Annotated in this window: 18 protein-coding genes; 13 read left to right on the forward strand and 5 right to left on the reverse strand. The window is 61.7% G+C overall.

Translation table 11 applies throughout. From position 1 onward, the window contains the following. Positions 1-59: 59 nt before the first annotated feature. Complete coding sequence (locus ABAC460_RS48155; protein ID WP_023452433.1) at positions 60-935, forward strand: hypothetical protein; 876 nt, start codon at positions 60-62, stop codon at positions 933-935. Here ABAC460_RS48155 and ABAC460_RS30615 read toward each other — a convergent pair. Together ABAC460_RS30615 and ABAC460_RS30620 are read right to left on the reverse strand one after the other, a co-directional pair. Next, positions 932-1,837 carry an NUDIX hydrolase gene (locus ABAC460_RS30615; protein WP_023452434.1) on the reverse strand — a complete coding sequence of 302 codons (906 nt, stop codon included), beginning with the start codon at positions 1,835-1,837 and terminating at the stop codon, positions 932-934. The genes ABAC460_RS48155 and ABAC460_RS30615 overlap by 4 nt on opposite strands. A 3-nt stretch (positions 1,838-1,840) precedes the next feature. Beyond that, positions 1,841-2,476, reverse strand: coding sequence for an HD family hydrolase (locus tag ABAC460_RS30620; RefSeq protein ID WP_235075768.1), 636 nt, complete (start codon positions 2,474-2,476; stop codon positions 1,841-1,843). A gap of 99 nt (positions 2,477-2,575) precedes the next feature. On the opposite strand from ABAC460_RS30620, the gene ABAC460_RS30625 reads away from it, so the two are divergent. Then, positions 2,576-3,400: a universal stress protein gene (locus tag ABAC460_RS30625; RefSeq protein ID WP_023452436.1), complete on the forward strand. Its 825-nt coding sequence runs from the start codon at positions 2,576-2,578 to the stop codon at positions 3,398-3,400. A 31-nt stretch (positions 3,401-3,431) separates the two neighbouring features. Then, entirely contained in the window at positions 3,432-4,607 is a 1,176-nt protein-coding gene (locus ABAC460_RS30630) for a 2OG-Fe(II) oxygenase (RefSeq protein WP_023452437.1), read from the forward strand. On the opposite strand, the gene ABAC460_RS30635 is transcribed toward ABAC460_RS30630, so the two are convergent. Then, positions 4,604-6,133, reverse strand: coding sequence for a tetratricopeptide repeat protein (locus ABAC460_RS30635; protein WP_023452438.1), 1,530 nt, complete (start codon positions 6,131-6,133; stop codon positions 4,604-4,606). The two genes, ABAC460_RS30630 and ABAC460_RS30635, sit on opposite strands and share 4 nt — an antisense overlap. A 139-nt stretch (positions 6,134-6,272) precedes the next feature. On the opposite strand from ABAC460_RS30635, the gene ABAC460_RS30640 reads away from it, so the two are divergent. Further along, positions 6,273-6,812 carry a mismatch-specific DNA-glycosylase gene (locus ABAC460_RS30640; RefSeq protein WP_023452439.1) on the forward strand — a complete coding sequence of 180 codons (540 nt, stop codon included), beginning with the start codon at positions 6,273-6,275 and terminating at the stop codon, positions 6,810-6,812. On the opposite strand, the gene ABAC460_RS30645 is transcribed toward ABAC460_RS30640, so the two are convergent. Then, complete coding sequence (locus ABAC460_RS30645; protein ID WP_031236476.1) at positions 6,805-8,655, reverse strand: tetratricopeptide repeat protein; 1,851 nt, start codon at positions 8,653-8,655, stop codon at positions 6,805-6,807. The two genes, ABAC460_RS30640 and ABAC460_RS30645, sit on opposite strands and share 8 nt — an antisense overlap. A gap of 179 nt (positions 8,656-8,834) precedes the next feature. Here ABAC460_RS30645 and flbT point away from each other — a divergent pair, with 179 nt between their 5' ends. Both flbT and flaF read left to right on the forward strand, forming a co-directional pair. Next, positions 8,835-9,239 (forward strand): flagellar biosynthesis repressor FlbT, encoded by a 405-nt coding sequence (gene flbT, locus ABAC460_RS30650; protein ID WP_023452441.1) that lies wholly within the window; start codon positions 8,835-8,837, stop codon positions 9,237-9,239. 33 nt (positions 9,240-9,272) lie between these two features. Then, a complete protein-coding gene (flaF, locus tag ABAC460_RS30655) occupies positions 9,273-9,665 on the forward strand; it encodes a flagellar biosynthesis regulator FlaF (protein WP_023452442.1) in 393 nt (130 codons plus the stop codon). Between the two features lie 52 nt (positions 9,666-9,717). On the opposite strand, the gene ABAC460_RS30660 is transcribed toward flaF, so the two are convergent. Further along, positions 9,718-12,975, reverse strand: a complete 3,258-nt coding sequence (locus ABAC460_RS30660; RefSeq protein WP_023452443.1) for an autotransporter outer membrane beta-barrel domain-containing protein — start codon at positions 12,973-12,975, stop codon at positions 9,718-9,720. Between the two features lie 428 nt (positions 12,976-13,403). Here ABAC460_RS30660 and ABAC460_RS30665 point away from each other — a divergent pair, with 428 nt between their 5' ends. The 7 genes from ABAC460_RS30665 to ABAC460_RS30695 all read left to right on the forward strand — a co-directional run bounded on the left by ABAC460_RS30665 (position 13,404) and on the right by ABAC460_RS30695 (position 21,414). Continuing rightward, the gene (locus tag ABAC460_RS30665; protein WP_023452444.1) at positions 13,404-14,234 is read left to right on the forward strand and encodes a flagellin; all 831 of its coding nucleotides are present in this window, start codon (positions 13,404-13,406) and stop codon (positions 14,232-14,234) included. Positions 14,235-14,672: 438 nt separating this feature from the next. Further along, a complete protein-coding gene (locus tag ABAC460_RS30670) occupies positions 14,673-15,497 on the forward strand; it encodes a flagellin (RefSeq protein ID WP_023452445.1) in 825 nt (274 codons plus the stop codon). Positions 15,498-15,611: 114 nt separating this feature from the next. Continuing rightward, positions 15,612-15,953, forward strand: a complete 342-nt coding sequence (locus tag ABAC460_RS30675) for a flagellar protein FlaG (RefSeq protein ID WP_031236477.1) — start codon at positions 15,612-15,614, stop codon at positions 15,951-15,953. A 144-nt stretch (positions 15,954-16,097) separates the two neighbouring features. After that, positions 16,098-16,946, forward strand: a complete 849-nt coding sequence (locus ABAC460_RS30680; protein ID WP_031236478.1) for a flagellin — start codon at positions 16,098-16,100, stop codon at positions 16,944-16,946. Between the two features lie 163 nt (positions 16,947-17,109). Further along, positions 17,110-20,106, forward strand: coding sequence for a hypothetical protein (locus ABAC460_RS30685; protein WP_023452448.1), 2,997 nt, complete (start codon positions 17,110-17,112; stop codon positions 20,104-20,106). Positions 20,107-20,236: 130 nt separating this feature from the next. Further along, positions 20,237-20,914, forward strand: coding sequence for a hypothetical protein (locus tag ABAC460_RS30690; protein ID WP_023452449.1), 678 nt, complete (start codon positions 20,237-20,239; stop codon positions 20,912-20,914). Between the two features lie 14 nt (positions 20,915-20,928). After that, the gene (locus tag ABAC460_RS30695; RefSeq protein ID WP_023452450.1) at positions 20,929-21,414 is read left to right on the forward strand and encodes a hypothetical protein; all 486 of its coding nucleotides are present in this window, start codon (positions 20,929-20,931) and stop codon (positions 21,412-21,414) included. Positions 21,415-21,446: the final 32 nt, after the last annotated feature.

Raw genomic sequence — 21,446 nt, forward strand, 5'->3', positions numbered from 1 at the left:
GACCTTGCCATAGTTTCGTATACGATATAACCTGTGTTCATCAACATGGGGGAAGACGTATGCGGTACGTGCATGGATTGATCTGCGGCATCGCCGTGATCTTGTCGGGATTTCAGGGCTTGCCCGTTAAGGCTCAGACGCCGGATGAGGGGGCTTCGGATTCGGTTGTCACTATCCGGGGGCAGTTGCCGAAAAAGAAAAAGCCCGTCCAAACCCTTGAGGTACGTCAGTCAGGCAATCTGCGCAGTCTGGCCGATCAGGCGGGCTATGACGGTGCCGTTGACGCGCAGATCGTCTTTGTCGTACCGAAAGACGTTGTCATTATGGGCGCGCCGGATGGCGGCACGGCCCTCGACACCGGTACATGGCCACAGGGCGTGACCCTGGGACTGGCCATCAACGGAAAGGTCTACGGCGGCGGTGGCCGCGGCGGCGATGGTGGCCCCAGTCCGGGGCCACGGAACGGCACGAAGGGTGGCGACGCGATCGTCGTGCGCTCGCCGATGACCATTGCCGTGGCCGAAGGCGGCGCAGTCGAAAGCGGGGGAGGCGGCGGTGGCGGGGGCAGCACCAGTGACGGTACCGCCGGCGGCGGAGGTGGTGGCGGCTTTCCCAACGGTCCTTTCGGCGTAGGAGGCATGGGCAACAGCGGTTATGCCGACTCCGGCCGACCGGGACGGGTCGAAGGTGGCGGGCAGGGGGGCAACAACACCGGCGTCGGGGGTTCTTTTGCCCAGTATCAATTGCCACCCAGCCGGCCGACCATGCTGGCGCGCCCGACCTATGGCGGCAACGGCGGCATGGGTGGACGTCCCGGCGATGTTGGTGGCGCCGATCGTGGCGCCGGCGGTGGGGAGCCCGGCCTTGCCATTCGCGCCGATGGTAATCGCGTCGAACTTTACCTGTCGGGCCGGATGCGCGGCGAAACGGACTAAGCCCGCGGCAGGCTCAAACCGGACGACGGACTGAAGCGGAAACGGTCGCGGTCATAGCGGTGAAGTTCCGCCGGCCGGCCGCCGGTGTCTTCACGCATGGCGCCCAAAGGTTCAACAAATCCCGTGCGTTCCAGGGCTCTTCTGAAGTTCTGCTTGTGCAGTTTGACACCGGTCAGGGCTTCCAGCGACTTCTGAAGTTCCAGCAGGGTGAACCGCTCCGGCATCAGTTCGAAGATGACCGGCCGGTACTTCACCTTGCCGCGCAGTCGCGACAGAGCGGTAGCCAGGATGCGGCGATGATCCGACGCCATGGGCTCGCCGCTGTGCACCGCCATACCGTCGCGTTCGGCTTCGGCGATCAGGCCGGCTTCATACAGCAATTCGTACCGGTCGAGCACACGCTCTTCATTCCAGTTGTCGAAGTCGGCGGGAAACAGGGTATCGACCCGGCTTCGGCGCAGATCGGTATCGGCCCAGCCATCCAGCGCCGGCCGCAAGGCGTCCAGCGCCGCATTACTCTCGCCGCTGCGCCAGTCTTCCCACGGGAAGAAGCGATGGAACGGCACCCAGTCGGCATTGATCCGGCCCTTGAAATCGCCGCCGGGGGTCAGGGCCAGGTAGCCGATCGAAATCACCCTGTCGGCGCCGGCGACCGCCATGGTTTCCCGGCCTTCGTCGCCGAAACTGTAGAGCTGTTCGACATAGCCGAGATCGAAACCGGTCTGGTCGCGCACGAAGGCGCGCAGGGCCAGGTCGAAGGTGCGGTGGCTTTCCGGGGCGAAGGGACCGGACGGCAGGGCACGCGTGGCCGACCCGCCGGCCGGCAGGTTGAGACACAGGACCATGGCCTCATTGGCCCGCACCGTCACCACCACTGCCGACAGTTCGATCGCCAGGCCCATGGATTACGCCTTCATCTGACGGATCAGAGTGTCGAACCGCGCCACGAAGGCTTCGGACGCCGCCCGTGACGGCAAGGACTCCAGTCGCAGGACATAACCCTCCGGCGGTTCGCCGAAATATTGCCGCGCCTCGGCGTCGTTGAACCCGGCCAGTTGCGTTGCTTCGAAATAGGCGCAGGCGTGATCGGCCTGTTTGATCAGCTTTTTCACCGCCGCCGGCATCAGGGCCGGCAGGCCGAAACGGACATGGATCGCCTGTTCCAGCTGCGCTTCGAAGCGTTTGTAGTCCAGCCCCAGCGCGGCCTTGAATGGCGAGATCATATCGCCGATGACGTATTCCGGCGCGTCGTGCAGCAGCGCCATCAGCCGGTGCGGCACGGTGATGTTCGCATCGATATGGCCGCAGATATCCTCGACGATCAGGCTGTGCTGGGCGACGGAAAAACCGTGCTCGCCCAGGGTCTGGCCATTCCACCGCGCCACCCGTGACAGTCCCAGCGCAATGTCGTCGATCTCGATATCGATGGCGTGAGGGTCCAGAAGGTCCAGCCGCCGGCCGGACAGCATGCGTTGCCACGCCCGCGGCGCAGAATCGCGGACGTGCTTTCGGGCAGTTTTTTTCGCAGGGACGGCGGGCATGGTATGTCGCATGGGGAATTTATCGCCGATCCTGTATAATGCGGGCCTCGACCGCCGTCGCGGTCTGATTCTGTCTATGCACAAAAAACGGAGGCACTTATGACCGTTGCAAAATCCCAGGCCTGGTCGCGCATCAGCCTACCGGTCAGCGGTGCGGCTACCGAAACCACCGTGCTGGAACTGGGGGCGCAGATCGCGTCTGCCTTTGGCGCCCGGCTGAACGTGCTGTTTGCCCCGCCCGATCCGGCCGAACTGGCGCCGTGGCTGGGCGAAGGTTTTATGGGCACGGTCCAGATGTCGACCATCGACAGCCTGAAGGTGGCTGCCGAGGAAGCTGAAGCGACGGCCCGCGCGCACTTCGGTGCGGTTGGCTATGACGCCAAGACCTTTACCGTTCTGCATTCCCCGGTGTGGCAGGACCTGGCGCTGGAAACCCGCCTGTCCGACCTGGTGGTCTTTGGCGAGACCAGCGCCAAGGGCCAGGGCCTGTTGTCCGAAGCCTTCCAGCAGGTGCTGATGGAGGAGCGGGCCGGGGTGTTCATCGCCCGCAAGCCGCTGGATCTGGGCGGCACCGCCCTGGTGGCGTGGGACGGCAAGGAACCGTCGTCGCGCGCCGCCCGCCGCGCGGCGCCTCTGCTGAAAAAGGCCGGCAAGGTCGTCATCATCGGTGCGCCCATCGGCGACAGCCCCGCCGAACTGAGCCGGTTGGCCGACTACTATGCCGCCCACGGCATCGCGACCGAGGTCGATCCGCTGCCCAAGGGCGATATTGTGCCGCTGTTGCTGGATGCCAATGAGCGCCACGGCGCCAGCTATATGGTGGCCGGCGCCTTCGGGCGCTCGCGGTTGCGCGAATTTGCCTTCGGCGGCACCACACGCGCGCTTCTGCACAACACCCTGCTGAACCTGTACATGGCGCATTGATGAAGGCCAAAAAGCCAGCTAATTTAGCGGTATGACTGCACAGACCGACACCCCCGAACAGGACCTCAACGACACCATCGCCGAGGTTGCCCCGCCGCCCAAGCCGTTATACCGAAATCTGGCGCCGGGCGATCCCGCGCCGTGGTTTCATCAGGTCTGCACCAGCCATCCGAACTACGCTTTTTCGTCGGTAGGCGGACGCTATGTCCTGATGGCCTTCTTCGGCTCGGCCGGCGATCCGATCGCGCAGAACGCCATGGCCGCGGTGATGGCCCATCGTCACCTGTTCGACGATACCAAGATCTGCTTTTTCGGCATCAGCATCGACCCCCAGGACCGTGAACAGCAGCGGCTGAAGGAGTATATGCCGGGGCAAAGGCATTTCTGGGATTTCGACGGTAATGTTTCGCGCCTGTACGGAGCCTTGCCGCAACAGGGACCTCTGAACTATCGCCGCTTCTGGATGCTGCTGGATCCGACCCTGCGCCTGATGAAGGTGTTGCCGATCACCGAGGATGGCGCCAACCTGCCGGGCCTGTTTGCCCTTCTGGACGCCCTGCCGGCGCCGGAACGCTTTGCCGGCACCGAACTGATGGCGCCGGTCCTGTATCTGCCGCGGGTTTTCGAGCCGGAATTCTGCCGCAAGCTGATCGGCATCTACGAAGCCGGCGACCATGAAGAAAGCGGCGTGATGCGCGAAATCGACGGCGTCACCAAGCCGGTTCATGACCACAGCTTCAAACGCCGCCGCGACGTGACCATCGAGGACCGCGAACTGATCAAACAGCTCCAGGCCCGTGTTATTCGCCGCATCGTGCCTGAGGTGAAGAAGATCCACAATTTCGATGCCACGCGCATGGAGCGCTATATTATCGGCTGCTACACCGAAGAGGATGGCGGCCATTTCCGGGCCCATCGCGACAATGTCACCAAGGGAACCGCGCACCGCCGGTTCGCGGTGACGATCAATCTCAATGAGGAATTTGAAGGCGGCGAACTGAGCTTCCCGGAGTATGGCCCGCGCAGCTTCAAGCCGCCGGTCGGTGGCGCCGTAGTGTTCTCCTGCGCCCTGCTTCACGCGGTGTCAAAGATCACCAAGGGCCAGCGTTATGCCTTCCTGCCGTTCCTGTATGACGATGCGGCGGCCAAGGTCCGGGAAGGCAACAACGCCTATCTCGATCCGGGGATGGAACCCTACAAGGCCTAAGCCAACTGGCTGAGACCTTGCCGAATCGCCGCAAACGCTTGCGCCCAGTCGCCCGGCCCGGGCGTTTCGAAATAGAGGACCTTCGGGTACCAGGGGAAAGGCTCCATACCCAGCCGCAACCAGCTATGTTTGCCGCCCAGCAGCCAGGTCTGTGCGCCGCAGGCCGCAGCGATATTGGTCGTGGCGTTGGACGGCCCGATGACGACATCCAGGGTGGAGCACAGCGCCGCCAGGTCGTCGAGATCGTCCTTCAGGTCGATCCCTTCGGGCGTATGGACCATCAGTCCGGCCGCCCGCGCCGCCGCCATTTCGGCCGACGAATCGCCGTACTGAACGTTGACGAAGGTAACGCCCGGAACCGTCAGAAGGTCTTTCCACAGGTCAAAACCGGCGAAATAGCGGTCGCGCTGGGCGCCGGTTTTCAGACTCTTCCACAGCAGGCCAGCCTTCGGCGCATCCCCCAACCGGTCGAGATATTGCCGCCAGAACGCCTGGCGTTCCGGATCGGGCGTCAGAAAGGCCCTGGGATGCGCGAAATCCTCGGGGCTGCGCCGCAACACCGGCAGAAAGTCTCCGGCCAGGGCATAGGTATCGAACGGTTTCGGATCGAAACCCGGGAAGTCGCGGATGATGCGGCCGTCCAGGGTGCGTGTACGATGAGCGACCACCTGGACATCGGGAAAGCTGCGCCGGAACAGCGAAACCAGGCGGGGCTCGACCCCTATGCCCAAGCGGCCATGCGGGCCGATGGCGGCGGCGATATCGGGCAGCAGCGAACCGAACAGGATTTCGTCGCCCAATCCCTGTTCGGCGGATACGAACAGGTGCTTGCCATTGAGGCTTTCCCTCGCCGTCAGCGGCCGCAGCTTCAGGTCATAGTGGACTTCTGCCTGGGTGCCGCGCTTGTGCCGGGCCGTGAACCAAGCCCAGCCGTTTTTCAGGTCGCCGGTGGCCAGAGCGGTATGGGCGCTGACGAGGCCGGCGCTGACCTTATTGCCCGGATCGCGGAACAGCTCGGCGCAGGTGCGCACGTCGGCCAGGCCTTCGCGCAGTTCGCCGGCATCGATCAGGGCGCAGCCGCGATTGAACAGGGCGTGGAAATTCTGCGGATCCAGCCGCAAGGCCTCGGCAAAAAAGATCTGGGCGGTGGCCGTGTCGCCCTTGGCAGCCATCACCGAGCCCAGGCCTTCCCACAGGGCGGATTCCTCTGGGGACTGCCCCAGCAAGGTTTTCAGCAGATCTGTGGCCTCGTCGTAGCGTGATTGTTCGCGCAGGGTCGCCGCGTAGGCGGTGACGGTGACGGGATCGCGCACACCGTGGAGAATCAGGTGGGCCAGCAGCTTTTCGGCCATGTCCCAAAGGTGCAGGCGAAAGGCGAGGTCGGCCAGGTGACGGCCGATCTCGATCGATTCCGGGGACTCGGCCAGGGCCTGCTGCCAGGCATCCAGCGCAGCGGGCAGGTCATGCGCCGCCTCATACTGGTGGGCCAGGTGCCGATAGTCGGGGCGAGAAGCGGCTGCGGTCATGGGAGGAGGTTCGAATGATTCGTCTTGATGATGGTTTTACGCCTTCGCCGATCCATCGTCACGCGGTTCTTGCCGCGTCTGCAAGACGATGGCGACCTTCGGCCAAGGCCGGGCTTGATAATTCCCGTGGCAGGCCTAAATGGGCCTCATGACTGAACTGTCGAAATTCGGCGCACTTCCACCCGACCATTGCGTTCCCGACGTCCTGGCGCTGGACCTGAAGGTGGTGTTCTGCGGCACGGCGCTCGGACGGGTGTCGGCGCAGTCGAAAGCCTATTACGCCCATCCCGGTAATTTTTTCTGGCGCACACTCCATGCCATTGGGCTGACACCTGAGCTTATCGCCGCCCGGGATTATCTGCGTGTGTTGGACCATGGAATCGGCCTGACCGACCTGTGCAAGCTCCATTTTGGCAATGATAACGAGTTGCCGTCGGATGCATTCGACGTCTCAGCTCTTCGCGACAAGATTTTGAAATATCAGCCTAAAGTCCTGGCCTTCACCAGCAAGACCGGAGCGGCATCTTATCTTTGCCGGCCGACCGGCACGATTCCCCTGGGCTTCCAGCCGGAAACGATCGGTGCGACGCGCATCTGCGTCCTGCCGTCGCCGTCGGGTCAGGCGCGCATCTTCTGGAACCAGCAGGCCTGGCAGGACCTGGCGGACGCTGTCAGCTAAGGAACTCCTGAACCAGCGCGTCACGCATGGCCTGCATGACCGGCTGCCAGTCCAGGGCGTTCTGGGCATAGAACATGCGCGTATCGGCGTACCAGGGCAGGCGGTCCGTCCCGAGACTGATCCAGGTGTTAGCCAGGCTGGCAATCCAGATTTTCACGCCGGCGGCCGCCGCAATGTTGCTGGTGGCGTTGGCCGGGCCCAGGATACAGTCCATGGCCATGCACAGGGCGCACAGGTCGTCGAGATCGTTCTTCAGGTCGATTCCCGGCGGCGTCCAGATGTCCAGCCCCATGGCACGGGCCTCTTCCAGTTCGGCTTCGGTGTCGCCGTACTGCAGGTTGACGAACTGGATTCCGTCCAGGGACAGAACGGTCTGCCAGTCCTCGAACGGCGAATAATAGCGGTTGCGGCGCGAATGGCTGATGGCCGATTTCCACAGGACACCGACCTTGGGCTTGTCGTTCAGGCCGTTCAGCATGGCCTTCCAGTAGGCGACCCGCTCCGGATCCGGGTGGAAGAAAATCTGGTCCGTCGGAAAATCCTCAAGCGCCGGGCGGTAGCGTTGCAGGAAGTCGCACATCAGCGCGTAAGTGTCCCAACCGCTCAGGTCCGACTGTTCCGGGAAGGCCCGTACCGTGCGGCCCTGGTGCTTCACCGTGTGGTGACGAACCACCGTACATTCCGGGAAACCCTTCTGGAACAGCGGAACCAGGCGCTTTTCGACGGCGATGCCGACATGGCCTTCGGGGCCGACTTCACGGATCAGGTCCGGCAACAGACTGCCGAACATGATTTCGTCGCCCAGTCCCTGTTCCGCCGACACGAAGATGCGTTTGCCCTTCAACGGCATGTCCGGTGTCCAGCGCGGACGTGAAACCAGATAAACGGTCTCCTCGGCGGTATTTTCCTTGCCACGCGTCCGGTACCATTCCCAGCCGTTCTGAAGGTCGCCATCGGCCAGATAGGCAAAGGCCAGGCTAAGCTTGCAGGTATGGACGTTCATCGGATCGGTGAAACGCGGCAGGGCGTGCGTCAGATGCCGGCGGGCTTCCTCGAAATGGCCCAGCAAAGTCAGGACATTGCCGAAGTTGTAATTGCCGTGACAATGGTCCGGGTCAAACTTCAGCGCTTCCTGGTAGAAGATCGCCGCGGTCTCCGAATCACCGCGCGCATTGACCACTGTGCCGATAGCGTTCCACAGTTGCGGATCGTCCGGCGAGGCCGCCAGCGCCGACTGCAGCACCTCGACGGCGCCGTCCAGATCGTTCTTTTCACGCAGCACCGAAGCCAGGTTGTTCATGGCTTCGGCGTGATTTGGAAAGCTGGCCAGGAAGTGCAGGAAGAACTTTTCCGCCAGGTCGTTAAGCCCCAGGCGAAAGGCGAGGCGGCCCAGATCATTGGCGATATAGACGTCTTCCGGCGAAATGCGCAGTGCTGTCTCGAAACAGGTAATGGCCGTCTTCAGGTCGCCGCATTTTTCGCGCGAAATCGCCAGCACATGCCAGGCCTGGGCGCTTTTCTCGTCGACATGCAACGCTTTCAGCGCCAGCTCACCGCCCTCTGCCCATCTGCCGCGCTTGAACATCACAAGCGCTTCCTTGAGCAGGACCAGGGTGTCGATCTGCTTGATGTGGTCGGTGCTGGAGATCAGGCGCTTCAGCGATTCGGATGAGGCGGAATCGCCGAGAATTTGCGCCGCCGGATTAACCAGGCCCACGCCCTGGAGCGCTACGGCCTCCTCAGCGCCCAGAGGAATCGCGGTTGCGGCCTCCTTGGGGCTAAAGGCTGTTTTGCCTGCGCTTTTGTCAGCCCTTTTCTGGGGATGTCTCAGATAGTTGGACACGACTCCTCCACGCACGCGTTTCGTGTCATGGTTAATACGAGATTCGTTTAATTGGCCTTAAGAAATTCGTCACCAAGGGGGCGGATAGGGCGGGCCGGCAACCTGATGTTAACTCCGTGTGATCTATAAGCCTTAAGCATAAGGTTTGCGGGTCGCACCAGCAGACCGAGAGAAAGTCAATGCCGTTAAAACTGTCGCTGAAGCCTGGGGAAAGATTCGTCCTGAACGGTGCCGTCGTGCAAAACGGCGATCGCCGCTGTTCGCTGGTGCTGCAAAACAAGGCGTCCGTCCTTCGCGAGAAGGACATCATGCAGCAGGCCGAAGCCAACTCCCCGGCGCGCCACGTCTATTTCCCGGTCATGATGATGTACCTGGATGAGGCCGGCGCCGAAAAATATTACGACGAGTTCCTGCGCCGCATGACCGAGTTCATGAATGTCATCGCCAATCCGGCGGTGCTTCAGGAATGCGTCGCCATTTCCCGGTCGTTAATGACCAAGGAGTATTATAAGGCGCTGATGGGCTGCCGTAAGCTCATCGACTACGAAGACGAACGATTGGGGAGAACCGCGAGCTCCAGCTGAGCTTGAGGTTCTGTCGTAACAGAAAGAGTCCTGATGTCCCTTAAGGCGTACCAGACCACAGCCGCCCGTGCGGAGAATCCGCGCCAGACCGAGTACCGCCTGTTCGGCCAGGTGACGCGCGCGCTAATGGAGGCGGAAAAGATGGACCGCTCCATGATTCGCGAGCGCATGGACGCCCTGGACTGGAATCGCCGTATGTGGTCGGCTCTGGGTGCCGACTGCTCGGTCGACGGCAACGGCCTGCCGGACATGGTCCGCGCCAATATCATTTCGCTGTCGATCTGGGTCAACAAACACACCTCGCTGGTCATGCGGAACCAGGAAGAGATCGCGCCGCTGATCGAAATCAACCGCATCATCATGCAGGGCCTGGCGCCGCAGAACGAGGACGCCTCGGCGACACGCCAGATGGGCGGCAGCTTCTAAGCACCTTCGCGAACAAGATTTAAAAGCCCGGCTGTCACGCCGGGCTTTTTTGTCAAAAGCGCAAGCGTCCGCCGGCGGTCAGGCTGTAGCCCTTGTAGTTTGCGCCGATACGGGCATCACCACGAACATAGAATTCGCCGCCCCCAGCATAGCGTGCACTGACCCCGGCGGAGACCTCTGCAAAGTCTCCGGCGCGCGAGGCCGTGAGGCTGACGTCGCCGGCACCGCCGACGGGGGCGAAGGTCGTCACCGCCTCATCGGCGAATTCCCGGCTGGCTGCCACCGCCACGAAGGGCAGCCAGGTTATGGTCTCGCGCGTTTGAACAGAACTGATCCTCAGGCCCGCGCTGGCGACGCGGCTTTCGATGGTGTTGAACCGCAGTGCGCCGACGCCGCCATTGAGCGTCAGTGTATCGAGATCGGTATCGGAGGCGACATAGCTCAGATAGGGTTCGACCCCAAAGATGCCGGCGTGGCGCGGCAATGACAGGGTGGCGGCGACCGTATCGGTTTGGCCGTTCAGCCGATCGGGGCTGAGAAACGGGTCGGGCGACAGGGACAGGTCGTGATGGCGGACCTGGACCGCTGCGGTTACGTCGTTATTGGCGAAGACGGCGTATCCGCCGTAATAGGGCAGGTGATAGTGGGTTGCAGATGCCGGATTGCGCGCCTTTACCCGTGCTTCCAGCCAGCCGCCGGTGACGCCGACACGTAAGCGCATGGCGTCGCGCGTCAGTGACAGGTCGCTGCCCAACTGGACGCCGTCATAGGCCAGCCGCAGATAGGCTTCATCCACCGGCGAATACGGATCCGAGGCGGTCGAGGTGACCGTGGCCGTGCGGCCACCGGTCGAGGCTCTCATCCAGACCTGGCCGCGCCAGGTGTCGTCGTCACCCGGCTGGCCCATCAGGTCGTGGGTGTCGGCCAGGACGCCGCTGTTCAAGGTCGTGGTCAGGGCGGCGGTCTGGCCGGCGACACTGCCGGCCTGGGCGGTATTGAGGCTGGCGATGATGCCCCAGTTTCGGCTGCCGGTGATCTGGTCGAAACGGTAGTCGACAATGCCCTGGGAGGCGAGGGCGGCCTGGGTCAGGGCGTCGGTGGCGGCGGTAAAGCGGCCGTCACCGCCCTGGCTGGCGATCAGGACGATGGGGACGTCGAAATAGACCTTCCGATCGCTGATATTCTGGAAGGTAACGGTCGTATGTCCCGTCGTCGTGGCAGCCGACAGGCGGTCCGAAGCGCCGTCATTGACTCCCATCACAGCGTCGAAGCTTAAGCTCGACACCCCGCTTCCACTATAGGCGCTGGTCAGGTTGATCCTGTCGCCCGTGCGGCCGTTCAGCATGACGACCCGGCCGGAATTGTCCAGACCGGCGGCGCCGAGCTGTCCGTTGGCGGCAGAGGTCCCGATCAGGATGTCCCCGGCATTGGTCATCTGGCCGAGTCCGCTATAGTTGTTGCCTTCGATCCTGAGCCGTCCGCCGGCCAGGTTGTCGAACCGGCCGCCATTGCTGGCCAATGCACCGGTAACGACGAACAGCCCGGCACTGCGGCTGTCGCCCTGGAGTCCGCCGGCGGCCATGACCGTGCCGTCCGCGGCGTTGTCGATGCCGCCCGTCACCATGCCGGTCGTGGTCAGGCTGGCGGCGTTGTTGAGGCGGCCATTCCAACGGCCCTGGTTGAGCACCCTGCCGCCGTTGCCGTTGCCCACCAGGTTGCCATTCCACACAGCACCGGTCGCATTGACGATCTCCGCGGCAGGGCCGGTGTTCATGGCATTGCCGTTATAGATACCGTTATTGTTGACCTCGCCCTGGTTGGCGAGACCGGTCGCGGTCAGGCTGGCCGCGGAGGCGACTTCGATCGTGCCGCTGTTGGCTATGGCGGCGGTGAGCTGATAGTGCCCACCGGTCACGGTCAAATCCGCGCCGCCGGCATTGCTGAAACCGCTGTCGGAGGTGAGGTTGGCATTGACGACGAAATTGCCGCCGGTGCGGTTGGTGACACCGCCATTGACGGTTCCCGCCGCGGTGGTGGTGCCGAAATTGTCGAGCCCGCCCCAAAGCGTTCCCGACGTCACCAGGGTGCCGTGGTTGGTAACCAGGCCTGCAACCTCGCCGAGATTGCCGAAGCCGGCCTGGTCGGTCACGGTGACGGCGGAGGCAAGACTGCCCGTCGCGCCCAGCACCAAGTCGCCATCGCTGACGGTCAGCAGTCCCGTGAAGCTGTTCCCGCCGGTCAGGACCAGGGTGCCATCGCCGGTCTTTTCCAGCGGGCGAGGGCCATTCAGCTCGGAAGTGCTGCCGGCCTGGGTGGCGGTCACGCCGTCAGCGGTGTGCAATTGGGTGGTGTTGGAATCGATCACCACGGCATTGGCGATCGTCACGCCGTCACCATAGTCTATGACCGAGCCCCGGGTGGTGATTGCGCCTGTGCCGGCGGCCGTGCTCGACAAAAGGCGGAACGTCCCGTCCATCAGGACCGTGCCGCCGGCGTAGCTGTTATTGCCGGAAAAGGTAATAACCTTGCCGCCCGTCAGGATCAGTCCGCCCGGGCCGGATATATCGCCGCTGAACACCAGGTCGCCATGGACACTGTCGATCGTGCCGCCGGGCGCGTTGACAGTAAAGGCCTGGGTGAAGGTCCAGCCCTGGCTTGGGCGCAAGGTGCCACCGTCGAAGACCGACGGGTTTTTCTGGGCGGCTTCATCATCCTCGGTGAAAAAGTCCTGCTCCAGATTGATGGTCTCCGGCACGAAGGCCACGACGACATTGTCCAGTCCGAACCAGGTGTCCTGCAGGTTGCGGAAGGTGACATAACGCAGTCCCTTCCAGCTCTCGTCGAAGGCGACATAGGTATTGCAACATACCGGCAGATCCAGAGTCCGGGTTCCAACGACATTGCCGTGCCGGTCGTAGCCGGTGATGTACTCGAACAGGTGATTATCGAAGGCCGAATTGATATTGATCGATTTGAGGCGGAAGCTGCGGCCGCTGGAAAAGGCCGCATCCTGGGCGTTGCCGTTATAGGCGACGTGCCGGCCCGAAGCCGCCGCCGTCTGATAGCCGCAACAGATGCCACCGAGGTAATCGACATTGATCTGGCCGAAATTGTCCCAGTTCAGGCCGCCATAGCCGGCCGGAACGCTGCGGTCGCTGACGACGTCGTCGGGTTCATGCGTAGGAAGGTCGTCGAAGGTGATGGTGACATCGGCGGCCTGAGCCGCGGCGCCGGCCAAAACGGCCAGGGCTGAGCCCAGGACCAGGGCCGCGCGAAGCGGCCGGCGGCGGTACACAACACTGGAAATCATGGTCTCAACTCCCCAGCCTGCTTGTTGTTGCGCGAAGTAAAGACACGGCGGACCGTGGGGCGATAGGGCATAGTCAACCGTGGATTAACTATGTTTTGGCCTGTGGTAACAATGTTACGCAGAGCCTTTGTGGCATGTTACCGCGGAGGCGGTAGCATGCTGCACGTCGGTAAAAACGCTCCGGTGGATCGTGCCGGTCAGAATTTGCCGGGCTGGGCAGGAATTGCCGTGAAATCATGACCGGTGTGCGGGCGCGCCGCGTGATTCATTAACTTGGCAAGTGAAATAAACTCTTCATATTCAATAAGTTAAATTAATTTTTACCATATCCCTTAATTGGCATCGTGTTTGCTTTCATGAGGGCAGGCCAAAATGGCTACACGGCAAAATGTCCGTTTGAACCCGACCAGAATGGTAAGGAAAATCAAATGTCTCTTTCGATCAACACCAATACTGGCGCCATGGTGGCGCTGCAAAACCTGAACAGCACGAGCAGCCAGCTGGCGGGGACCCAGACCCGGATTTCTACGGGCCTGAAGGTCGCCTCGGCAAAGGACGACGGGGCAGCCTATGCCATTGCGCAAAGCCAACGCGCATCGGTTGCCTCGCTGGACGCGGTGAAGGACTCGCTGAACCGGGCCACGTCGTCGATCGACGTTGCCATGTCGGCGGGCGAAAGCATCTCGGACATGCTCACTCAGTTAAAGGAGAAAGCGCTCGCGGCGTCCGACACGTCTTTGGATACCACCTCCCGGGATGCCCTGGCAGCCGACTTCGAATCGATTCGTGACCAGATCACCAAGACGATTACGAATGCGGAATTCAACGGCATCAATCTGATTGACGGCAGCATCACCAGCATCGGTGCGCTGGCCAATGCCGACGGCTCGTCTACCCTGACCGTCGACACCGAAAATCTGAGCCTGGCAGGCACCATCGTTACCCTGGCCACCGACGCGACCTTCGCGACGGCGACCTCGGCCAATACCCTGCTGACCACGCTGGACTCTTCGATCAGCAACGTCTCGGCGGCTCTGGCGCGTATGGGTACCGATTCCAAGGCCGTTTCGGCCCACATGACCTTTATTGGTAAACTCCAGGACTCGCTGGAAGCGGGTATCGGCAATCTGGTCGACGCCGACATGGCTAAGGAAAGCGCCAAGCTCCAGGCTCTGCAAACCAAGCAGCAGCTGGGTGTCCAGGCTCTGTCCATCGCCAACCAGGCTCCGCAGACGGCCCTCAGCCTCTTCCGCGGCTAATCCGGACAACGGCCGGAGTGGTTCATCCACTCCGGCCTTTTCTTGTTCAGAACCAGCCGAACAACCTCACATACACCCAGAAGCCCGGACGGGATGTCCGGGCTTCTTCGCGTCTGACGGGGCGCCGGGCGCGGCAAGCCATGGAGCGGGCGGTGGCTGGCCAGAGGGGCCTGGATCAGCGGGCAGGGGGCGTGCGCTTTCGTGGGGCTTGCCAAGGGGGCGGTAAGAATTGCCGACCCGGCAAAATTTGCCGCAACTGGGCAAAAAGTGCCGCCTTCGCGGTCTGTGCCGTGGGTGAATTGTTAATGAAATCAGTGGTATAAATATCGAATGATGCTTGGGCTTTGTGGCCCGGATTTTGCATCATGACGTACAGGCAAAATGCCACCGGTCGACAAAATGTCACCGGAACATTCTAGAATGAAGGAAATAGACACAATGTCTAGCATCAATACCAATGTCGGGGCCATGGTTGCCCTGCAAAACCTGAATCGCACCTCCAGCGAACTGGCCTCGACCCAAAGCCGCATCTCGACGGGTTTGAAGGTTGCCAGCGCTAAGGACGATGGTGCGGCCTTCGCTATCGCCCAATCCCAACGCGCCACTGTTTCGTCGCTCGACGCCGTCAAGGACTCCCTGTCCCGCGGCGTTTCGGTCGTCGACGTGTCGATGTCGGCCGGCGAATCCGTCTCGGACATGTTGACCCAGCTGAAGGAAAAGGCCCTGGCCGCTTCCGACACCTCGCTGGACACCACCAGCCGCGACGCGCTGAAGGCGGACTTTGAATCGATCCGTGACCAGGTCACCAAGACTCTGTCGAACGCGACCTTCAATGGGATCAACCTCGTTGACGGCACGAACACCGAGATCGCGGCCCTAGCCAATGCGGACGGTTCCTCGACCATCACCGTCGCCGGCGAAGATCTGTCGCTGGGCGGTACGGTCGTGACCCTGGCCTCGGACGATACGTTCGACACTGCCACGTCGGCCAACAACCTGTTGACCACGCTGGACACCTCGATCAGCAACGTCTCGTCGGCCCTGGCCCGCCTGGGTACCTCGTCGAAGGCCCTGGATAACCACATGACTTTCGTGGGCAAGCTCCAGGACTCGATCACTTCCGGTATCGGCAACCTTGTCGACGCCGACCTGGCCAAGGAAAGCGCCAAACTCCAGGCTCTGCAAACCAAGCAGCAACTGGGCGTTCAGGCCCTGTCCATCGCCAACCAGTCCACTTCGACTGTCCTGAGCCTGTTCCGTTAATCGGAAGGAGGGGCGGTCGAAAGTCCGCCCCTCTCTCATTTCGCCGCGTAACTCCCAGTACGTACAGTTTTTGAAGGAGGGCGTCCGCGCCAAAGGGCCGGGCGTAAAGTGGAGATGATCAACAATATAGTCAGTTTCCCCCAATTGCCGGATGCGACCCAGGTCAAGCCGGTTAACGAAACCGCTAAGCCTGTCGCCGCCGCCGAGGCCTCTTCGGCCCCGAAGGAACAGAATCAGGGCAACGATCTGTCGCAAAAAGGCCAGGATAAGGGGCCTGCTCCGGAATATTCCCTGCGTCTGACCGTCGACAAAGACCCCAATACGGGGGACTGGGTCTATAAGGCCATCGATCGCTACACCGGCGAAGTGGTTCGTCAGTTACCGCGTCAGGAACTTCTGGACATGAAAAAGTCCGGTAACTACCAGGCCGGTTCGGTTATAAAAACAGATATTTAAGCCTTAGACTTAAGGTCAAATTTTAGAACTTATCCCGTGCATTATATTAATGCGCGGCGAAATGCGTTTGCGCTTGTTAACGCTTTGCTTACCATAACCGTTAAGACTTGAGTGAGTCGGCAAGTCCTCGGAGGTTAGCGAACCATGCCCGCAAGCGTACATACAAATACTTCTGCGATGATTGCGTTACAGAATTTGAACGCAACCAATCGCAACATGGACGAAGTCCAAAAGCGGATCAGCACCGGTTTGGAAGTCTCCACAGCCAAAGACAATTCGGCGGTCTATTCGATCGCCCAGAGCCAGCGGGCAGACCTGTCGGGTTTGAACGCTGTCAAGGACAGCCTCAATCGGGCAAATTCCATCGCTGATGTGTCGATGGCCGCCGGTGAGTCGATCTCCGACCTGATGAACGAACTTCGTGAGAAGGTCATTGGTCTGAAGGAAACTTCGATCGACCAGGCGTCGCGTACGGCGTTGAGGAACGACTACACCGCGTTGATTAGTCAGATTAAGCAGATATCTAGCAACGCGACGTTCAATGGGACAAACCTCTTTGACGGCACTGTCACTGCCCCCATATCGTTTATTGCAAACGCTGACGCTAACTCCGCCTTGGAGTTGGATGTCTTTGACCTTAATTTTAATTCGGCCGGCAACAACACGGGTATCATAACGCTGTCTTCAGCGGCTGACCTGTCGACCGCCACTCTCGCCAGTGCGGCGTTGGGCTTTTTGGATGCGTCCATTGACAATCTGAACTCTTCTTTGGGTAAGCTTGGCGCCCAGGCCCGCCAAATCGAAGGTCACCTCAGCTTCGTCGCCAAGCTGGACGATGCGATCAGCGCCGGTATCGGCAACCTGGTCGATGCCGACATGGCCAAGGAAAGCTCGCGGCTGCAGGCCCTTCAGGTCCAGCAGCAACTGGGGACGCAATCTCTCTCGATAGCCAACCAGGGACCGCAGCAGATACTGTCCCTGTTCCAGGGCTGATCCAGAACCTTCTCCGAAATCCGACTCCGACGGGAGAAAGGCGGGCGCAAGCTCGCCTTTTTCTTTTGCGCCAAGGCGTTAACCGCGAAAAGTTTACGCTTCTTAAGCTTTATTGCCGGATACTGAGGCCGACTCAACCTCTTGACTCGGCAAGATTTTCCCAGTGATCTCGTTCGACAGCTCCTTTCTGACGAGTTACTACAACGCCAAATCCGGCGTCAGCGGCGGTGCGTCCGGCGTTTCCGGCCTGGTTCTGGGCAAGACGACCTCTCCCACCGGCAGTGCCGCGGCGCCCCGGACCCCCTGGGGGACCGGCTCAGGGATGATGGACGACAAGGCCCTGGTCAAGAACGTCCTGGCCGGCCACCGCTTTATCAATCCGAATGCCTCCGTCTCCGACGTCATTGGTTCGTCGCCGGACTATACCAAGCTGTTTACTCTGTATCAGGGACTCAACGCCCTGGAAGGCCTGGCTCACAAGGCCCAGGACAGCTCGACCTCCGACCTGCAGATGGCCGCGGTCCGTCGCCGGTTCCTGACCGGAATGAACGAGGTCCAGACCTATATCCAGGACGCCAAGTTTGACCACCTCAGCCTGACCCAAGGCAACCTGACCGAAAAGCTGAAGAACGAGGTCGGGGTCGGTCGGACCAATTCGACCTATACCGGTCCGGCTTTCCATACCGGTTCGGCGACCAGCTCGGTCAAGGCCTTCGAGGGCGACGTCAAGTTCAGTATCGCGGTCAAGAAGATCGGTACCCAGACGCCGTTCAATGTCGATATCGACCTGAACGACATGAGCGGCACGCGGTCGATGTCGAACGTCGTCGGCTACATCAATTCCAAGCTGAAAGAGCAGGGGCTGGCCACAAAGTTCGTGGTCAACCGTACCCCGGCTGTGGCCGAAACCCAGGTCGTCAACGGCAAGACTATCACCCTGTCGAAGGGGCTGGACAGCTACGGTCTGAAGATCCAGGGCGTCTCCTACGAAGACCTGACGATGAGCGCGCCGACCACGGCCGATTCCGTCTATGTCGTCCAGACCACAGGCGATCCCGAAAAGAAAACCGTCGTCAAGGGCGAGGACGGCAAGACCAAGAAGGACGAAAACGGCAAGATCGTCTACGAAACCGGCAAGGATGTCGGTTCGCAACTGGTCAAGTTCCAGGACGACCCCAACGGCCTGGTTGCCGACCCGGCCTCCAAGGTCGGCACCAAGTTCTGGACGGAAGGGCAGGAGGCCAATGCCGCCCTGTCGCCGAACATCACCGCCGTGCGCCAGACCGTGTCGGGCGCTGACGGCTCGGTCTATGTGCTCGCCGACGTCGAGGGCGATATCAACGAGCAGACGATCAAGGGCAACAAGGACGTCGCCGTGATCAAGTACGATTCTGCCGGCAAGGTCGTCTATACCCGCACCCTGGGCGCGTCCGAAACGGCGTCGGGCTACGCCATGTCGGTGTCGGACGACGGACGGGTCGCCATTGCCGGCTCGGTAACCGGCGCCTTCAACGTTTCCAAGACCGAGACCAAGACGTACGGCACCGGCGACAAGGCGACGACCGTCACCAGCACGACCAATGTCAGCACCAACGGCGTCAATGAATCCCTGAGCGACAGCTTCGTCACCGTCTTCGACAAGTACGGCGTCGAGGAATGGACCCAGCGCCGCGGCGCCACCCAGGAAGACCAGGCGACGTCGGTCGCCTTCGGCGATGACGGTTCGGTCTATGTCGGGGGCAAGACCAAGTCCCTGATGACCGGCGCCGCGGGCACTGCGTCCGGTGGCTATGACGGCTATATCATGGGCTTTTCGAAGACCGGCGACGCCCGCTTCTCCGTCCAGACCGGCACGGCGAACAGCGACAGCACCTCGCAGCTGGTTGTCGATGGTTCCACCGTCTACGCCGCCAGCCTTGAGGACGGCAATGCCGTCGTGAGCAGCTATGACGTCAGCTCGACCACAACAACGACCGGCGGCAAGACCACCACCACCTGGGCGGCAAATGTCGCCAACACCCGTAACCTGGGCGGCATCGGCGGCGGCAACATCACCGGCTTCTCGCTGATCGACGGCAAGATCTATCTCGGCGGCTCCACCGGCAACGGCAAGCTGATGGAAACCACCGCCAGCGTCACCAAGGCCTATTCCGGCGGTCAGGACGCCTTCGCCCTGTCGATCGACGCCGACCTGACCAATACCGCGGAAGACAAGGTCGCCTACTATGGCGGCGCCGGCATCGAAAAGGACGCCCAGGTCAGGTTCACCGACGACGGCAAGGCCTGGATTTCCGGCAATACCGACGGCGAGATCGCCGGCACTACGGCGACCAGCACGCGCAAGGGCGTCAAGGACGCCTTCCTGGCCAAGCTGGACATCGAAAACGGCGATGTCGAGTTTCAGAAGCGCTACACCGGCCAGGACGGTGTCGTGTCGCCCAATGCGATCGCCATCTCCAAGGGCGGTTCCAGCGTGCTCGACCGCATGGGCCTGCCCCAGGGCGCCATTCTGCAGAAGGATCTGGGCGTCGACGTCAAGGGCAAGATCGAAGCCAATACCCGCGTCGTATCGTCGACCGCCGTCCGCACCGGCGACCAGTTCTACATGGTCGATCCGTCGTCGGGCGCGCGCAAGACCATCACCATCGACGCCGACGAAACCCTGGAAACCCTGTCCAAGAAGATCGTCCGCGCTTCGGGCTACCGCCTGAAGGTCGACATCATGAAGATGACGGGCCAGCCGCTCAGCCAGCTCAACATCCAGCCCTCCAACAAGTCCAGCAAGATGGAATTCGTTGCCGGGCCGTCCGGCCGGGATGCCTTGGAAGGGCTGGGCCTGGCGCCGGGCATCGTGTCCGCCGACGCCAACAAGGTGATGGACGCCAAGGCCAATAACTACACCGAGACCCAGAAGATGATGGGGCTCGATTTCGACGGTTCGCTCAACCTGGCGACCGAGGCCAATGTCAAGACTGCCCTGGAGTCGCTGCAGGCCGTCATGAAGAACGTCCAGAAGGCGTACAACTACCTGAAGTACGGCGATCCGCAGGAAACCGACAGCAAGAAGAAGGGCAAGTCTTCGGGGCAGGCGCCGGCTTACCTGACCAACCAGATCAGCAATTACCAGGCCGCCCTGAACCGCCTCACAGGTGGCGGTTGACCCCTTTCCGAGCCCCTTGACAGCCGCCGCATTCCAAGGCCTTTAGTCATCCTGACGAACGGGCGAAGTTTTGCTTCGCCACGTCGCCTGACGGTTGATTTAGCGGCATGGGAGGGGGAAGGTTGTGGCGATGAAGGGTAACAAAAACTGGCAATTCATTGCCATCGGCGCCGTTGTCGCCATCCTCGCCGCTGTGGGCGTCGGCCTGATGCTGAACAGGGGGCATAAGGACGACCCCAAGATGAACGGCGAGTTGCCCAGCCTGAAATATGACGTCAGCGATCCCACGCCGCAGATGGACCCCAAAAAGCCTTTGCGCTGTTACGTCAACGGCGCCGATGTCGGCGAACTGACGGTCGCGGAATGCGCCCAGAAGAACGGCATCGCCCAGGGCCAACTGGACGTCGGCGTCGACGACCAGGGCAATATCGCCGCGGCGCCGACCGGTTCGCTGGTCCCTGTGCCGGCCGCACCGACGCAAACCGCGCCCACCACCCCGACTCCGGTGACTCCGCCGGCGACGCCAACCGTTGTCGAAACCCCGACGGCTCCGGTTGCTGGCGCGACCGCGACCTGCCTGCGCTTCAATTCCGGCAGCTGGAACCGCGAAGCCGACAATCTCACCCTGGGCGAGTGCGTCGAGCAGCTTTACGATGGCCGTTGCATGTCGCCGGGCAAGGCGTCCTACGGCAGCTGGGGCAAGAAAACCCTGCGGCTGGTGCCGAACCGGGTTGAGGTTTCCGACGACAATACCAATTTCCGTACCCTGGTCGACCAGGGCAAGGGCTGCTCCGTCAAGGCGCAGTGAAGAAGGATCTACACATGAAGTGGAAGCTTATGGCCGCCATGGCCTTTGCGGGTACCGCCGCTGTCGGCCTGTCGGGCTGCGAGAAGCAACTGAAGGCGCCGAACGAGCGCGGCGTCTGTTTTTCGATCGGGCATCCCGCCAGCGGCGAGGTCAAGTTCAACGTCGTCGCCCGTGATGTCGAATCGCTGGAAAAATGCGCTGTGCATATCTACACCCTGCATCGGACGCGCCTGGGCACCGGAACGGCCGGCGAATGGACCGAAGGCAGCTACGGCGGCAGTTTCCTGTGGGCGAATGCCCGCGAAGTGAGATATTCCCAGCGTTATGAGGGGCCGCGTATGCCGTTCCTGGTGCGCGCGCCGGGCAATCGCCTGGTTCAGCCCGGTTCGATCGTGCAGGAAGAAGACCTGCCCACCGGTCCGATTACGGTGGAAAGGCCGGACTATCTCCCGACAAAACCCGCCGAGCCGGCAAAGCCGGCCGAGCCCCCCAAGCCCTGATCGACGACGACAGGCCCGTGAATTCGCGGGCC

The sequence above is a fragment of the Asticcacaulis sp. AC460 genome, assembly GCF_000495795.1.
Classification (GTDB): domain Bacteria; phylum Pseudomonadota; class Alphaproteobacteria; order Caulobacterales; family Caulobacteraceae; genus Asticcacaulis.

Bases quoted from the DNA above. Each gene is read 5' to 3' on its own strand.
- ABAC460_RS48155 (WP_023452433.1), top strand. From the start codon at position 60: ATGCGGTACGTGCATGGATTGATCTGCGGCATCGCCGTGATCTTGTCG.
- ABAC460_RS30615 (WP_023452434.1), bottom strand. From the start codon at position 1,837: ATGGGCCTGGCGATCGAACTGTCGGCAGTGGTGGTGACGGTGCGGGCC.
- ABAC460_RS30620 (WP_235075768.1), bottom strand. From the start codon at position 2,476: ATGCCCGCCGTCCCTGCGAAAAAAACTGCCCGAAAGCACGTCCGCGAT.
- ABAC460_RS30625 (WP_023452436.1), top strand. From the start codon at position 2,576: ATGACCGTTGCAAAATCCCAGGCCTGGTCGCGCATCAGCCTACCGGTC.
- ABAC460_RS30630 (WP_023452437.1), top strand. From the start codon at position 3,432: ATGACTGCACAGACCGACACCCCCGAACAGGACCTCAACGACACCATC.
- ABAC460_RS30635 (WP_023452438.1), bottom strand. From the start codon at position 6,133: ATGACCGCAGCCGCTTCTCGCCCCGACTATCGGCACCTGGCCCACCAG.
- ABAC460_RS30640 (WP_023452439.1), top strand. From the start codon at position 6,273: ATGGGCCTCATGACTGAACTGTCGAAATTCGGCGCACTTCCACCCGAC.
- flbT (WP_023452441.1), top strand. From the start codon at position 8,835: ATGCCGTTAAAACTGTCGCTGAAGCCTGGGGAAAGATTCGTCCTGAAC.
- flaF (WP_023452442.1), top strand. From the start codon at position 9,273: ATGTCCCTTAAGGCGTACCAGACCACAGCCGCCCGTGCGGAGAATCCG.
- ABAC460_RS30660 (WP_023452443.1), bottom strand. From the start codon at position 12,975: ATGATTTCCAGTGTTGTGTACCGCCGCCGGCCGCTTCGCGCGGCCCTG.
- ABAC460_RS30665 (WP_023452444.1), top strand. From the start codon at position 13,404: ATGTCTCTTTCGATCAACACCAATACTGGCGCCATGGTGGCGCTGCAA.
- ABAC460_RS30670 (WP_023452445.1), top strand. From the start codon at position 14,673: ATGTCTAGCATCAATACCAATGTCGGGGCCATGGTTGCCCTGCAAAAC.
- ABAC460_RS30675 (WP_031236477.1), top strand. From the start codon at position 15,612: ATGATCAACAATATAGTCAGTTTCCCCCAATTGCCGGATGCGACCCAG.
- ABAC460_RS30680 (WP_031236478.1), top strand. From the start codon at position 16,098: ATGCCCGCAAGCGTACATACAAATACTTCTGCGATGATTGCGTTACAG.
- ABAC460_RS30690 (WP_023452449.1), top strand. From the start codon at position 20,237: ATGAAGGGTAACAAAAACTGGCAATTCATTGCCATCGGCGCCGTTGTC.
- ABAC460_RS30695 (WP_023452450.1), top strand. From the start codon at position 20,929: ATGAAGTGGAAGCTTATGGCCGCCATGGCCTTTGCGGGTACCGCCGCT.